The 15,152-nt window shown below is 52.2% G+C and carries 12 protein-coding genes and 1 pseudogene; 1 reads left to right on the top strand and 12 read right to left on the bottom strand.

The window, feature by feature from the left end:
* Positions 1 to 116 precede the first annotated feature (116 nt).
* From BMX45_RS24565 to BMX45_RS24545, 5 genes and pseudogenes are all read right to left on the bottom strand, one after another.
* Positions 117 to 947, bottom strand: coding sequence for a MurR/RpiR family transcriptional regulator (locus tag BMX45_RS24565; RefSeq protein WP_254778244.1), 831 nt, complete (start codon positions 945 to 947; stop codon positions 117 to 119).
* Positions 948 to 1,157: 210 nt separating this feature from the next.
* The gene (locus BMX45_RS24560) at positions 1,158 to 1,463 is read right to left on the bottom strand and encodes a hypothetical protein (protein WP_090912670.1); all 306 of its coding nucleotides are present in this window, start codon (positions 1,461 to 1,463) and stop codon (positions 1,158 to 1,160) included.
* Positions 1,464 to 1,695: 232 nt separating this feature from the next.
* Positions 1,696 to 2,202 (bottom strand): annotated as a pseudogene (locus tag BMX45_RS24555) (AraC family transcriptional regulator); the annotation flags it as partial.
* Positions 2,203 to 2,579: 377 nt separating this feature from the next.
* Entirely contained in the window at positions 2,580 to 3,575 is a 996-nt protein-coding gene (locus BMX45_RS24550) for a Gfo/Idh/MocA family protein (protein WP_090912668.1), read from the bottom strand.
* Positions 3,572 to 4,570: a Gfo/Idh/MocA family protein gene (locus BMX45_RS24545; protein WP_090912666.1), complete on the bottom strand. Its 999-nt coding sequence runs from the start codon at positions 4,568 to 4,570 to the stop codon at positions 3,572 to 3,574. The genes BMX45_RS24550 and BMX45_RS24545 overlap by 4 nt, the downstream gene beginning before the upstream one ends.
* 203 nt (positions 4,571 to 4,773) lie before the next feature.
* Between BMX45_RS24545 and BMX45_RS24540 the strand changes: the two genes are divergently transcribed.
* Positions 4,774 to 6,237: a carboxylesterase/lipase family protein gene (locus BMX45_RS24540; RefSeq protein ID WP_090912665.1), complete on the top strand. Its 1,464-nt coding sequence runs from the start codon at positions 4,774 to 4,776 to the stop codon at positions 6,235 to 6,237.
* 213 nt (positions 6,238 to 6,450) lie between these two features.
* On the opposite strand, the gene BMX45_RS24535 is transcribed toward BMX45_RS24540, so the two are convergent.
* The 7 genes from BMX45_RS24535 to BMX45_RS24505 form a co-directional block, all read right to left on the bottom strand.
* Positions 6,451 to 7,269, bottom strand: coding sequence for a carbohydrate ABC transporter permease (locus tag BMX45_RS24535; protein ID WP_012818967.1), 819 nt, complete (start codon positions 7,267 to 7,269; stop codon positions 6,451 to 6,453).
* Entirely contained in the window at positions 7,269 to 8,135 is an 867-nt protein-coding gene (locus BMX45_RS24530) for a carbohydrate ABC transporter permease (RefSeq protein WP_009590746.1), read from the bottom strand. The genes BMX45_RS24535 and BMX45_RS24530 overlap by 1 nt, the downstream gene beginning before the upstream one ends.
* A 59-nt stretch (positions 8,136 to 8,194) precedes the next feature.
* Positions 8,195 to 9,415 carry an ABC transporter substrate-binding protein gene (locus BMX45_RS24525; protein WP_090912663.1) on the bottom strand — a complete coding sequence of 407 codons (1,221 nt, stop codon included), beginning with the start codon at positions 9,413 to 9,415 and terminating at the stop codon, positions 8,195 to 8,197.
* A gap of 204 nt (positions 9,416 to 9,619) precedes the next feature.
* Complete coding sequence (locus tag BMX45_RS24520) at positions 9,620 to 10,480, bottom strand: transporter substrate-binding domain-containing protein (protein ID WP_090912662.1); 861 nt, start codon at positions 10,478 to 10,480, stop codon at positions 9,620 to 9,622.
* Between the two features lie 209 nt (positions 10,481 to 10,689).
* On the bottom strand, positions 10,690 to 12,657 hold the full coding sequence (locus BMX45_RS24515) for a methyl-accepting chemotaxis protein (RefSeq protein ID WP_090912661.1): 1,968 nt from the start codon (positions 12,655 to 12,657) through the stop codon (positions 10,690 to 10,692).
* A gap of 485 nt (positions 12,658 to 13,142) precedes the next feature.
* A complete protein-coding gene (locus BMX45_RS24510) occupies positions 13,143 to 14,363 on the bottom strand; it encodes a sn-glycerol-1-phosphate dehydrogenase (RefSeq protein WP_090912660.1) in 1,221 nt (406 codons plus the stop codon).
* Complete coding sequence (locus tag BMX45_RS24505) at positions 14,360 to 15,127, bottom strand: glycerophosphodiester phosphodiesterase family protein (protein ID WP_090912658.1); 768 nt, start codon at positions 15,125 to 15,127, stop codon at positions 14,360 to 14,362. Before BMX45_RS24505 ends, BMX45_RS24510 begins: the two co-directional genes overlap by 4 nt.
* Between the last annotated feature and the right edge of the window lie 25 nt (positions 15,128 to 15,152).

The following is a 15,152-nucleotide window of genomic DNA, read 5'->3' as shown; positions in this document are numbered from 1 at the left end:
GTAATTAATCTATGACACTTAGTATGAACAATCACACAATAAAAAACCTGTGCCCCTCCAGTAGACGAAAAATACGTCCACTTCTGAGGTTCACAGGTACGATGAAAGCTTTATTATTAATCCATTCGATTATGTTCTAGAATCGTATTCACTGTAATTTGCATCCGACTATTTAAATCCGCATCCGCGAGTAAAATCATACATAAAATATCTATCGCATACATGACGGAAAATTGACTATTTACAAACCTTTCTTTATCAACAAACAATGTATTGGAGACCAAAACAAAAGAGTCCACTTGTTGCGCCAGCGTACTTTCGGAGAAGCTGGTCAGACAGATGACTTTGCACCCATTATTCTTTGCAATTCTGGTTGCGTCGACAATGACAGACGTTTCCCCTGAACTGGAAATCGCAATAACGAAATCATTCTCATTCACTATCGAACTATTGATCAGCATTAAATGAGAATCCGTAATACTCTGCACATTGAAGCCCATACGCAGCAAGCGAAGCATCATCTCCTTCGCTGAAAGTCCCGAGCTCCCGATTCCGTATATGTAAATTCGTGCTGCGCTCTTAATCGCTTCAGCAAGTCGATGCAAATATGTAATGTCCAGTAATTGATTCGAACGCTCAATGACCGTCTGATAGAATTTAGATACTTGAATGAGAATATTGTCCTCCGCCGAAGGGGCCGTCGAAGTGCGAAGCCTGCCCAACTGAACCTTCAATTCGGCAAAATTATTGCAGCCAATCTTCTTGCAAAAATGCGTGATTGTCCCGTTTGAGACACCAACATGGTTCGCCAGCACAGATATATTCATGTTATTAATTGATTGACCTTCTTGAAGAATATAATTCGCTACCAACTGTTCTTTCTTCGAGAAACTCGGATATAGCTGCTGAATAACCATATATATATCCATTGAATCCACCACCGCCATTTGGGAATTATAACAAAAAAAGCATATGGATTCAATATCATTGCTATGAGCGTGAATGCTAGTGCCCATCCTGAATCCTAGTTCGTAAAAACGGGTATACAGAGAATGATATCGAGCTTCTTCGGAAGAGCGATTTAGTAAACAACGTCCGCTCTGTCTGTCAACGTATATCATAAAATTATAAATGCGGGGACTTCGGGGAGCATGCTACTACAGTCGGTACTTTGAATAATACCGCACTTGTTTCCCATGCCCATTGGCGTATTCGATCTCGGCCCGCGTGCTCTCGCCGATATACCCGTTCACATCGATCACAAAGATTTCGTCCGACATATCGATTTTGCGGAAGTGCAGCTCTTTGAGCCTGCGCTCCTGCTCCTCCGTGATCTCGATTCCGTCGCTCTGCTCAAAAAATCCAACGCTAAGGACGATATGTCCGCTAAGCGTGAGCGAAGCTTCGGCTTCTCGAAATTGCGCTTTAAACTTGGTCGAGCCGCATAGTGTAATCACCTGCATGGCACACCCTCCTTTTGGCTATATTCATGCTTTAAATGGTTCTCGATCTGGCCAATATTCAGCGGTCAAACATCCCCCCAAGAATATCATGATGCAAAGCCATCGTCCAAGGCAACAAAAGAGAAGCCCTCCGGTATGGAGAGACTTCTGCCTAATGGTTGTAAGGGGAATCCCCTATCCATCAACGAGCCAAGATCAATCATTCCCGTAGACGGGCGTATCCCCCCATGCTTTACTCTTCAAACGATAAATTAGCGGGCTCCTCAAGCAGCTCATAATGAACGTCAAGGTTCGTCGTCGGTACGCTGAGATCTACCTCTTCAAAACGGAAGCTGTCCACCCACACCTGGCCTGCCCCCATAAGCAGGACGCCGATCGAGATCGTGGCGCTATCTTCAGGCACGTCCAGCACGATGGCATAGTGATTCCAGTGCGTGCTGCCGACGATCCGCCGATTGTTCATATTATCGAACTGGAGCACGTCTTCGGCGCGATTGTCGACGCGCATCCACAATCCGCAGTAGTCCTTCACGTTTTCGGTTTTGACGAATCCGGAGAACCGCATTCGCTTGCCCGCATACTTGCCGGCTTTGAACTGCTGCATCATGGTTGCAAAAGCGCCATCCTCCATCGGCGTGAGGGCTCTTAAGTAACCCGAGGTACTTCCCTGGTGGACGGTGGTCCGATCGACGCCGATCTCATAATCTTGAGGGTGGCTTCCGCTTAGGAACCAGCCTCTCTCGGAAATCTTGCCGGAAATAGCGGAGATAGTGGAGACCCTCTGCTAAGGACTCAGGGACGCTCATCCTTTGAAGTCCCATTGTTCTCATATAAAAAAGCCCCTCGATTTCGAACATCGAAGGGGCTTAAACTGCAAGGTTCTCTGCCATCGCTCCATCCTTAAGATGCAATGACTTCATATCCTAAAGAGGCCAGGCTGCGCCTCTAACAAAGGCATAGCTCCGCACTTCACAGGCAGCGGCGCTTCCGGCCGGAAGCAGGCATGTCATCCTAAAGACGATTGCGCTGCTGCTTATTCTTCAAGGACGAATCCCTGCACGCTCACATTTTACTAACGGGAATTTCTCGCTCCCCGGCTTTATCGGCAAAACCGCACTATCCCTGCGGCTTCAGCTGAACGGTGCGCTTGGTGCTTGCAGACTCGTACGCAGCTATGGCAACCCGGGCGGAGCGGTAGCCGTCTTCCCCGGTAATTTCGACCGGCTTGCCGTCGCGGATGCTTTCGACAAAGCTGTTGACGAGGCCTTCGTCCATATCATCGCCCCAGAAGCTCCACGATGCTTTACCGGTCACATCGCTGTATACATCGTTCTTCTGGGCAAAAGAATCAATGTTCAGCACGCCTTTGGTGCCAATGATCTCAAGCGTTACGTCTCCCCATGTCGGAAAGCTGCGGTTGCGGGACCAGCTTGGGTCCAGCACGGCCACGACGCCGTTCGCGAATTTGACGTGGACCATGCCGGCGTCGTCAATTTCGGTATCGTTGAACAGCGTTTCCGCATGGGCATACACTTCCTCGGCCTGGCTGCCGGTAAACCAGTGCATCAGGTCCATCACATGGACGGTATGATCCAATACGGCGCCGCCGCCCGATTTCTCCCGTTCAATAAACCAGCCGCCCGGCATGGTTCCCCGGTTGGTTCCCTTCATAGCCAAAATGTCACCGATCTGCCCTGCGTCAATCGTTTCCTTCGCCTGGCGTACGGACGAAATATATCGGCAAGGAAAAGCGGTCATGAGCTGAACGCCGTTATCCTTGCATACCTGAATCATCTCCAGCATCTCGGCTTCCGATAGGCCCAGCGGCTTCTCGCACAGCACATGCTTGCCCGCCGCAGCGGCGCGTTTGGTAATTTCCGCATGACGCGCGTTCTCCGAACAAATGACAACGGCATCCAGTTCTTGTGCCAGCAATTCATTATAGTCGGCATAATACGGAATCCCCCGGTCCACCGAGTAAGGACGAACGCGCTCCGCGTCTTCATCCGCGATTCCGATCACCTCGACGTCATCCCGCTTCAGCATGCCGAAGAGATAGCTTGCCGCATGCATATGGGCAAAACTGATAAACCCTACTTTCACTTTTTTCATGAAACCGTCCCTCCGATCATCACGGGCTGTCCAGTTTGTGCCGATTGCTCCGCTGCCTGAGCGATTTCAACGGCGTAGCAAGCATCCTCGATGCTGACGAGCGGCTCGCTGCCGTTTCGGATGCACTCGATAAAATGCTGCACCTCGTTATAATAAGGGTCATGGAGGCTCGGACTGGAAGGAACCTGCACAGCAGCTCCCTCCCCGGCCTCGGCGCCAACCAATTTCAAGTCCAGGGACTGTACCTGATTGCTGTCGAATCGTACGATGCCTTGGTCTCCCGAGATCTCGAACTGCGTCGTAAATGGGCCAGGATACCCCCAATATCCGGTTAGACTCGCGATGGCGCTATTTTTAAAATGAAGCGTAAGCTGGGCGTACTCCATCTGCGGCTCGGCCCGCTTCACGGTCGAAGCATATACCGACTCCACTTCCCCGAACAGCCAGCAGGCAAAATCGATGTCATGAATCATCAGATCCATGATGACGCCGCCGCTCTTGCCCGGGTCGTTGTACCATCCATCCATTCCCTGCGGATAGGAACCGTACCGCTTAAAGTGAGCCATCTTCGGCGTTCCGATATTTCCCGAGCGGGCCTGCCGATAGGCATCGTGATAGTTCGGGAAGAACCGGACGACATGTCCGATAAATAACCGGACTCCGTGCTTCTCGCATGCCGCCTTCATCTCCTGCGCATCCTCCAGCGTTAATGCTGCCGGCTTTTCGCAGATGACGTGCAGCCCTTTTTCGGCCAGTTTCAATACAAACGGTTTGTGAAGATAGGTGGGCAGACACACCGCAACCGTTTCCAAATCTTTTTGTTCAAACATCAACTCTACATCCGTGTATGCCTTCGCCCCGGTCAAAGCTGCAGCGCGCTCCGCCCGTTCGGCGTTTATATCGACCACGCCCGTGACCGTTACTCCCGGCATTTTCGCCAAATTATGCGCATAGGCCGTCCCCATCGTTCCGCAGCCCAATATCGCTATGTTCATGCTTATCCCTCCAGTATGCCTATAATGACATGGATCATCAGGTGATGCCGTATCCGCCGTCCGCGATACCGCCCACCCTGTAACATTCTTCATGTAACATGACATTCCTGCCTGTATTCCTCAGGATTCGTGCTTTTTTGAACTTATGCCGCTAACTTGGTAAAGTGTATATATAGAGCAGAGAGAAAGGGTGTAGCGAGAACATGTCAGAACTTGTCGTACAAACGAAAGACGGGCGCATTCAAGGCTTTACGGAAAACGGAGTGCGCGTATGGAAGGGAATTCCGTATGCGAAGCCACCGGTTGGCCCGCTGCGGTTCCGTTCTCCTGTGCCCCCCGATTCATGGGACGGGATTAGAGAAACCACCGCTTTCAGTCCCATGTGCCTTCAGCCGCTTGAATCCACATCCAGCATGCTTGGCGGCGGCATGACCAAGACGGTATCCGAGGATTGCCTATATCTCAATGTGTGGGCACCCCGGAACATGCCGGCGGAGCCGCTGCCCGTCATGGTATGGATTCACGGAGGCGCTTTTGTCACAGGCTCGGGCAGCTTGCCAAGCTATAACGGCGCGCCCTTCGTTCTCCGCGGAGACGTGATCGTAGTTACCCTCAATTACCGGCTGGGTCCCCTCGGCTTTCTCCATCTCTCTCCATACGGCGAAGCCTATTCCTCCAATACCGGTTTATTGGACCAGATCGCTGCCCTGGAATGGGTGCGGGACAATATCGCGGCCTTCGGCGGCGATCCGGAGCGGGTTACGGTATTCGGGGAATCAGCGGGCAGCATGAGCATTGCAGCCTTATTGGCGATGCCTGCAGCCAAGGGACTGTTCCATCGGGCGATCATGGAGAGCGGCGCTGCCCAGGTCATGGTCCCGGAACAGGCACGGATGATAACGGCCGGCCTGCTTAAAGAGCTGGACATTTCGCCTGACAACATCCATCAGCTGGCTTCCCTGACAGGCGAGTCGATATTCGAAGCCGGGGAACGGCTGAAGAAGCAGATCGGACCCGGCGTCAACATGATCTTTCAGCCGGTTCTGGATCCGGACACTTTGCCGCATGATCCGCTGCAGGCCATTCAATCGGGCTGGGCCAAGGACGTGCCGATCCTGATCGGGACGAATCTTGATGAAGGGGCTTTGTTCTTCCGGCCGGACATGCCGCTTGTAAAGGAAGACGTTCTGGTTCGCACCGTGGAGATGATGACCGGCATTAAGGATGCCGCCCCCATCACCAAGGAGTACCCGTACAGCATCGACGGACATGCCCAGATTATGACCGATCTGTACTTCTGGCGCTCGGCCCTGCAATTCGCTTCCGCACAGAGCCAACACGCTCCGGTATGGATGTACCGGTTCGATTGGACCTTGCCGGACCATCCGGTGCTCGGCAAAGCGATGCATGCCCTGGAAATCCCGTTTGTATTCAACACGCTGGCGCTGTTTGAGAATATCGGCGTTCAAGTCGATGCGGCCACGCAGGCCCTGTCGGACCGGATCCAGGATGCCTGGATTGCATTTGCACGGAACGGCTCGCCGGATACGGAGGCGCTGCCGTGGCCAGCTTATGATCCGGCTTTGCGTTCCACGATGATATTCAACAACGACAGCAGGATCATCGAGGACCCGGATGCGGAGAAACGGCACATGCTGCAATTATAATAGGGACACGACATAAACCAGGGAATCCTCCGCCGATTCGAACCCTGGCGGCAGCAAAAAAGCTGTATTCCAGTCATGACATCATGCCGGAATACAGCTTTTCGTTATGATGGGTCGTACAAGGACATGCTGCTGATTTCGGGCTCCGCAGCCCCCTGCTGCAGCGATGGGCAGAGAGGACTTCTAAGGATTCCTAGGAAATGCGAAGCCGCCTTATTTTACAGCCCCCTGCGTAATGCCGTTGATGATCCACTTTTGCGCGAATAGATAGATAATGATCATCGGCAGCATCGCCATCAGGTAGGAGGCAAAGGCCAGATTGAAGTCCGTGTTGAACTGCCCTTGGAATATATACTGCACCAGCGGCAGCGTGTAGGAATTCGTATCGCTGATAATGATGAGCGGCAGCAGGAAGTCATTGTAGGTCGAGAGGCAGATCAGAATGCCTACCGTCGCATTGATCGGTGCCATAATCGGGAATATGATTCTCCAGAATGTTCCCCAAGTCGACGTGCCGTCCACTCGGGCCGCTTCCTCCAGCGCCACCGGGATGGATTTGATATAACCTACGTACACAAATACGTTAAATGCCAAGGCATAGACGGTATGCAGGATGGTGAGCCCGACCAGATTCGTCATATGGAACCCGGCCGTCAGCTTGACCAGCGGCAACATAATGATCGGGAACGGAATAAACATCGCGCTGATGAAATAGAAGTACAAGCCTTTGAAGAACTTCCGGTTCATATTGCGGGCAATGGCATAAGCGACGAGCGAATTCGTCAGCAGGGTCAGCACCACCGTTGCCGTTGTCACCATGGCGCTATTGCCCAGCGCATGGAAGAAATTCGTCATTTTTATGGCGTTCGCGAAATTCTCGAAATGCAGGTCTTTCGGCAGTCCGAACACCGATGCCAGCATGTCTTCCGGCGTTTTGAGCGCAATCGTGATTGTCATATACAGCGGAAACAGGATTAATATCGTACCCAATGTGATGAGAATCATCACCGTCCAGTTGGTTTTCGTCCGCATTACATGTCCCCCTCTCTTCTCTGCAGGAACCGAATCTGCACAATCGATATCGTGGCAATCAAGATGAAGTAGATCACGGAGTTAGCCGATTGGTAAGCAAACTCGCCTCCCTCGAAGCCGCCGGTATAAATCAGGTGGGAGATGGACTGCGTGGCCCGCCCCGGGCCGCCGTTGGTGAGGGCTACGATCTGATCAAAGACCATCAGGGAATTCTTCATCGCCAGCACCATGTTGATCGTAAAGAACGGCGCGATCAGAGGAAACGTTATTTTCCAGAACTCCTGCCAGCGGTTCGCTCCATCGAGGTTGGAAGCCTCGTAAAGCGTACCGGGAATGGTCTGGAGTCCGGCAAGATACAGAATCGTGTTGTAGGCAATGCCCTGCCATACCGCGACCACCACGATGCCGATCCAAGCATGCTGTTCACTGCCTAGGATATTGGTCGACAGCCACCCGATCCCCAGGTTCTGTCCCCAAATGGTGAACACATTCGAGAACAGATAGTTGAATATGTAACCTACAATCAGCACGCTCAGAATATTCGGAAGAAAATAGATGCCCCGAAAGAAATTTCTTGCCTTGATTCTGGCGTTCAGTCCCATGGCAATCAGCAGACTGAAGATGTTGATGAGGATGGTGACCACGACCGCGAATTTGAATGTGAACCAGTACGCATTGCCCACGTTGCCATCCTTGAACAGATTGACGTAATTCTTGAAACCGATGAAGTCGAAGTTATCGCCGAATCCATTCCAGTTCGTGAAGGAGTAATACACCCCCTGCAAAGCCGGCAGCGTCAGAAATACGAAGAACAGCACGACCGCCGGCACGGTCATCAAGTAATAAGGCATAAGCCGCTTGTTCATGTTGGGTCCTCCTCAATGCTTCTTGGATATCGTGTGAAGAAAATACCGCCTTCCGCCCGTTAACGCCTGTCAGCTACCTTGTCCCATTCGGTGTCCAGCTTCTTCAGATACCCGTCGATATCCCCGTTCTGGAGGAAGGATTGGATCACCGAGTTCAGCTGCACCGCCGCGGGAATGTAGTGGTCGGCAAAATCGATGACCTGGCCCCGCTCCAGATAAGGCAGCAGCTCTGCGACGGCGGGATCCTCCTGCTTCACGCCTTCCACGGTGGAGAACAGCGTTTGCTCCGTTATATATTGCTTGCTATTCTCAGGCTCCAGCAGAAATTGAATGAAACGCTGGGCCTCCTCTTTATGCTTCGAATCCTCGGAAATAGCCAGTAAAGTATCAACGCCCGAAATCAGTTTATTCTCCTCCGGACGATCGCCGGTCGGCAGCGGAAAGAAGCCGATCGGCGCATCCGGATTCGCCTTCCGGATTTCCGGTATGGCCCAGGTTCCCTGGATATACATGGCGGATTCCCCCCTCGCGAAATCCCGGTTCCCGTCCGCATAGTTTTTGCCGAAGTTGTCCCCATGGCCATAATCCATCAGCGCGAGCTGTTTCTCCGCAATCTCCCTGTATTTCTCGGCAAACGTTACGGTGCCTTCCCGCCGATCCATGTAAAATTCAATGCCTTCCAGGTTGGAAGCCAATGCGTTAAACGGCAGCACCGTCTGCCAATCGTCTTTATATGTGAAATAAAACGGGATTTTCCCCGCATCCTTGGCCTTCTGCGCCGTAGCCAGCAGCTCATCCCAGGTCTTGGGAACGCTGAGCCCCAGCTCCTTGAAAATTTCCTTATTGTACATGACGCCGTTAGCGTTAGTGGAATAGGGAATCCCCGTAACCTCGTCCATGCCAGCTACGTCCTTCAGCATCTGGACATAAGTCTCATCCACCCGGCTCAGCAGCGGGTTATCCGTCAAATCCATAAATATGCCGCTTTGGGCCAGCAATGAATACGTATCGGTTGCACCCATGCCGATAATGTCGGGAATGTCATTCTTGACGACTCTTGTCTTGAGCACCGTCTCTGCATCCGGCGGGTTCACCTGAACCACCTTGATCTCGGATTGGGATTCGTTAAATTTCTCGATGAGTGCATCAAAGGAGCCTTTCGCTTCAGGCTTGTTCTGAAAAAACTCAATCTGCACGCGTCCTGACTCCTCTTGAGCGCCGCAAGCGGTCAGCATCCATACGGTCATCAAACACGCCGCAATCCATTTAGCTAACTTCATGGTCTGCCCCCCGTTTCCTATCCTGATGTTATATGGCCGATGTCCATGTTAATTTACTACCCTATTTGCTTGGTTGGTAAACCTACCCGACGCCGAGGGGACGCTCTCTTCACCTTGTTGGACAAAACAAAAAAGCCAGCAGATCAGGTTCTTCAACCTGATCTGCTGGCAGGGATTGGCTATTTGTTTATAGCCTGATCCAACCTACTCCAGCCATTTTTTATGAATGTCCGCAAACTTGCCTTGCAGCTTCATTTCGTCGATCCACATTTCCAGATAGCTTGCATATTCAAAGTCGCCGCGAGGGATCATGTAGCCTTTTTCGCTGTTCGTGAACGGCTTGTCCGTCAAAGCGGCATACAGTCTGGAATCCGCCTTCGCATACGTGATCGCTTCGATTGTATCGGTGATCATCACGTCATACGTACCGTCTGCTACCAAATGCGGGATATCCAGGTTGTTCGGAACAACCGTCACATTCGCTTTGGTCAAGTGCTCGCGCACGAATACTTCGTTCGTTCCGCCCGGATTCACGCCGATGCGTACGGAAGGTTTATTGATATCTTCAACCGTCAGGTATTTGTCTTTGTCTTCTGCACGGATCAATGGAGCTTTACCGAAGGAAATGTACCCTTGGGATACATAAGCGGTTTTTTGTCTAGCCGTGTTGCGGGTAACGCCGCCCACTGCGATGTCGAACTTATCAGCCTGCAAGTCCTTCATCATGTTGGACCAAGTCGTGTTGACGTAGCGTACTTCGACGCCAAGGTCTTTACCGAGCTCTTCCATGGCGTCAACGTCATAACCTTCATACTCTTTTGTAGCAGGATTCAAATATGTAAACGGTTTGTAATCCCCTGTCATACCAACCCGGATGTAGCCTCTTTCGATAATTTCGTCAAGCTGGGAAGCCGCCTGCTTCTTCAGTTGACCAGGTGCATTGGTTGAAGCCGATTTTGCCGATACTTCAGGCGATGTGAGGACCTCGTTTGCCGCAAAGCCCGTTGCTACCAATGATAAGCTGACTACCCCTGCCAATAATACCTTTTTCCAATTTTTAGCCATGATTTCGTTTCCTCCAGTTTTCTTCTAGTTGTACTTCCTGATGCCCCTTGGTTGGCAGTGGCATCGATCTGCCTTGAACACGTTGAACCTCTTCTTGCCTGTACTTCCTCTGACTTACTGCCTTGCACGCTTGCGATTCGAACCGTTTTCCTTCCAGGCATCCCCCCTCTCAAGTACCCTTACGCGCGGTCCGTAAGATCCAGGGAATGCTAGAGACTGAATTTGCCGAGCTCTTTGCTAAGCTCCTGAGCGACCGTCTCCAGTTGTTTAACGGAATTTGAAATTTCCTTAATCGTTGCAATCTGATCTTCCACGGCAGCCGTCACGTTCTGTGCGTCATTGGAAGTCAGATCCGCAATGGACTTCAGCTCTTCAACCGAAGCGCTGACCTGTTCCGATCCAGCGGACATTTCTTCGGATGCCGCCGATACTTCCAAAATGTGATCCGCCACGTTGCGGGTCGCATTCAGAATGTTATCGAATTTCTCTCGCACATCTTCAATCAATGCAATGCCTTCCTGTACATCCTTACGGCTGACGTCCATGACCTGTACGGCGTTGATCGTGTCCTCGCGTATTTCCGTAATCAGCTTCGCGATCTGATCGGTTGAAACCTCCGACTGTCCCGCCAACTTCTTGACTTCTTCAGCCACGACCGCAAAGCCTCGTCCATGCTCGCCCGCTCTGGCAGCCTCGATGGAAGCGTTCAGGGACAGCAGTCGAATCCGGGAGGTGACTTCCGTGATAAAGCTCAAAATTTGCTCGATTTCCGAGGAACGCTCATTCAAACGCTCGATCGCCGTGCCGACTTTGGATGTACCCTCGCCGATGTTGCCGATCTGTTTCACGGCTTGCTCAACGACAACCGATCCGGTCTCCGCTTGGCTGGCAGCTTCCTGCGCGGCTTCGGACACCATGGAAGACGTCTCGGCGATTTTGACGATCCCGCTGGCCATGTCGCTCATGGACGTCGCGATTTCGTTGGAGCTTGAGGCGTGGGCGTGCGCACCGCTGGCAATCTGGCGAATGGAAGATCCGATTCGGTCCACGCTGTCCATGGCCGTATCCACCCCGCTCGAGACGGTTTCCGTAACTGACATGACCTGGCGGGAGGAATCGTTCACGCCGAGAACCAGATGCTTCAAATGCGATACCGTCTGGTTGAAATCGCTGGAAAGAACGGCAACCTCATCCTTGCCGCTAACCTGAATGGTCTTGGTCAAATCACCCGCCGCGACTTCCTTCACAGCCGTGTTGAGCCTGCGGATCGGCCGGACGATCTGGGCCGTGAACCAAATTGCTGCACCCGCGGAAACGATCAGGGCCGCAACCGAGATAATGACTAACGTAAACGACATCTCCTTGATCGGGGCATTCAGCTCATGGGTCGGTGCCGTCACGAAGACCCCCCAGTTCAAGTTGGACGGTGCATAGGCCGCCGAGTATTCAACATTATCCAGCACATAGTCGAATCCTCCAAGCTCGCCTTGACGTACCTTATCAAAAGCTTGCGATAATTCCGTGTTTTCCACATCTTCGACTTTCTTCTGAAGGACGAATTCCTCGGTCGGATGCCACATAAACGTTCCCGCTTTGCTTAGAAGAAAGGCATATCCGGTGTCTCCGAACGTTTGGGACGATACTGTTTTCTGAACCTCGTTAATCGGAAGGGTGGAGCCCATGTAACCGTACTGTTTTCCATCCCTCATCAGCGGAATGATCATCGTAACGATGTTGTTGCCCGTCCGCTTGGAAAGCACCGGCTCCGACACGACCAGCTTGCCTTCGCCCTTCCCGGCTTCCTGATAATGGACGCGATCGGACACGTCGGTCACCTCGCCCAGAAAGTTAATGACGTTCTTCCCCGTCAAATCGTACGAGAAGAAGAAGGTCTCAAATTCCTTGTTCGCTTCCTGCGCAGCCTGAATCAACTGCAGATCTTGCTCTTTGTTCCCCGTAATGAATTTCCCGATGCTTTCTACCTTGGCAATCTCCACATCAAGAAATTGGTCGATCTGAAGCGCCAGCTTCTCTGCCCGAAGCTGTGCTTCCTTGTCCAAGCTCTCCTGCAGCAAGTCAGATGACCGACTGTAAGTTATAGCAAAAACAGATCCAAGACTGACTAGCAAGAGCAAACAAATCATTGTAATCATCTTTTGCTTAAGACTCTTTAGCATGCTGTAAATCCTCCCCCAATAAGTAGCGCTTTGGTCCTATCCGATCATTCGTCCAAAATTTTTGCAAGTGCTCTTTTTTCTGTAAGGACTTTCTCTCTACATACAAAAACGAACAGGCAATGTCGAAAAATGTTGGTGTAAAATGGGAGATAAGACTCCGCTTTATAAGTTATCGGTAGCATTTGTCCAATTTTTGAGAGTTTGGCGAAACTTTTTACATAATTCGACTTTTAGGTCGTGTATGTGCAAATAGATGAATAATGGTTCTAAATCCCTAATTAAATGAAGAAAACGCATATATCTTTAGACCTTGTTGGAATCAGCATCGGCTGCACCACCCTCAGTCTTGGGGGCGGCTGGCCGCCTTTCGGAAGGCCAGGCGGAATAAAAACACAGCTGCATAAAAGCCAAAAAGGCTGCCCCATTGAAGCAGAAGGATCTGCTTGAGGGACAGCCTTATTTCATTCGTCGACCCTTAACCTGCCCTAATGGACAAATAAAGATCTTTGTTCGTTGTAAGCATGGAGCAGCGTGTAGCGGCTGTATCGAACCTTATGGGCTTCAGCCAGGCTCCGTTCCAGCAACTCATCGCCGATCGGAAGCTCCCACACCCCGGCCGGTCCGCCTACCATGCGCATCAGATCGCCCAGCACTTCCGGCTCCGGGAGATGCGTAATATGCGACCGAATGTCGTTCCACTGCAGCGCCAATCGCCGTTTTATATCTTCCGCACCCGGGGAGGAGCCTCCGTTCAGCTCAATCCCCTGCTCTCCGATACGATGATACAGCTTCGAGATTTCCACGCAAGCGGCGCCTACCTTGGCACCGTGCAGCAGCTGTTTCCTCCCTAGACGGATAAACTCCATCTCCCAATAATGGGACAGGTGATGCTCCGAACCCGAAGCCGGATGGGATTGACCGAACAGCAGCATCGCCAGGCCGGATTCGACGAGCGCCCCCATCAAGATGCGTACGCCCTCCTCGCTCCGCTTCGCAATCTGTTCCACCGCGTTCACGCACTGGCTGAGCGCGGATTTGGTCATATCCGCCGAAATTTGCAAATAGGGCTCGTCGGCCACCAAACTCCCGAACTTCCAGTCGAACAGCGATGTGTACTTGCCCAGCATATCCCCGAATCCGGCGGCGGTTAACTGGGAGGGAGCAGCCATGAGAATATCGACGTCCGCGAATATCGCGCTCGGTCCGATGGCAGGAATCGTTATCTTCTCGCCCCGTATAATGACCGGCGCTCCTTTGGAATTAAATCCATCCACCGATGCGGCCGTAGGCAAGGAGATGAACGGAACGCCCGCGGTATAGGCGGCGTAACGGCTAATATCGTGAATCGTCCCTCCGCCTACCGCCAGCACCGCCTTCGCCCCGCTATGCTGGATATCCAATATGACCTGGATCAGGGATACTTCATCCGCAATGACATCTCCCTTCCGGTCCGGAAGCAGCCGGGTGACCTGGACCCCGATCGAGGATTTCGCTAGCAGATTCGAAAGCCTCTGGCCCGCTTGGTCATAGGTATTGCCGTCCACGACCATGACCACCGAGGTCCACCGTTTCGTCTCAAGGTAGCCCGCCACCTCGTCTAACGCTCCGTGCTGGATCTGAACCAACTCTACTTCGTCCAGATTCGCAAGCTGATGGGCCGGTAAATCTGCGGCTAGACTCCGGACATTCGATAAAATGGAGGTCATATCCGCGTACCCATCTTTCCGGTTACCGTCATCGCCGGCAGCGGATCATTGCAGGTCATGCCGGTAACCCCGCATTCCAGCGAATACCGGACGCCCTGCTCATCGTCCGGGCAATAGCTCCAGACCAGCAGCCCCTGTGCCTGGAACCGGGCAACGAGTTCGGGCGTAAGCAGTGACATCTCCACGCCGATCCCCCACATTTTGGCGTAGGTGCCATCCTCCCCGAAGTCAAAGCCGGACATTTTCTCGCCCGGAAACCCCTGAGTCTTCTGGCCATGCGTTTCATGGATATAGGTCAGAACCTGAGCATCGAAGCAGGTGAATACGCAGCGCGGCAGGTACCCATACCGGTTCAGTATGTCAATCGCCAGGTCGGCGGCCTCTTGGGCATCGGGACTGGGCTTAATCTCCACGTTGCATAGAACCTCCGGATATTCCCGAAGCAGTTCGCAAAGCTCCTCAAGCGTCGGGATCTTCAAGCCTTCGAATTCCCGGGCAAACCAGCTGCCCGCATCCAAAGCCTTCAGCTCCGCAAGCGTGTAGTCCCTTACCTCGCCGGCACCATTGGTCGTACGCTGAACCGTTGCATCATGGATAACCACAATCTCCTTATCCTTTGTCAGCCGAAGATCAAACTCCAGCATGTCAACGCCTAACTCCAGTGCCTTGCGAAAGGCCAGCAGCGTATTTTCCGGATAAGCCGATTTATACCCGCGATGTGCAGCCACCATCATAGAGGATGGCTCCCGTAGTCGTTCGATCATATGTCCTGCCACTCCTTTACCTGTT

Origin of the sequence: Paenibacillus sp. cl141a (genome assembly GCF_900109305.1) — a bacterium.
Classification (GTDB): domain Bacteria; phylum Bacillota; class Bacilli; order Paenibacillales; family Paenibacillaceae; genus Paenibacillus_AQ; species Paenibacillus_AQ lautus_A.
Note: the sequence above shows the minus strand (reverse complement) of the source record. Positions and strands in the feature narration are given on the sequence as shown.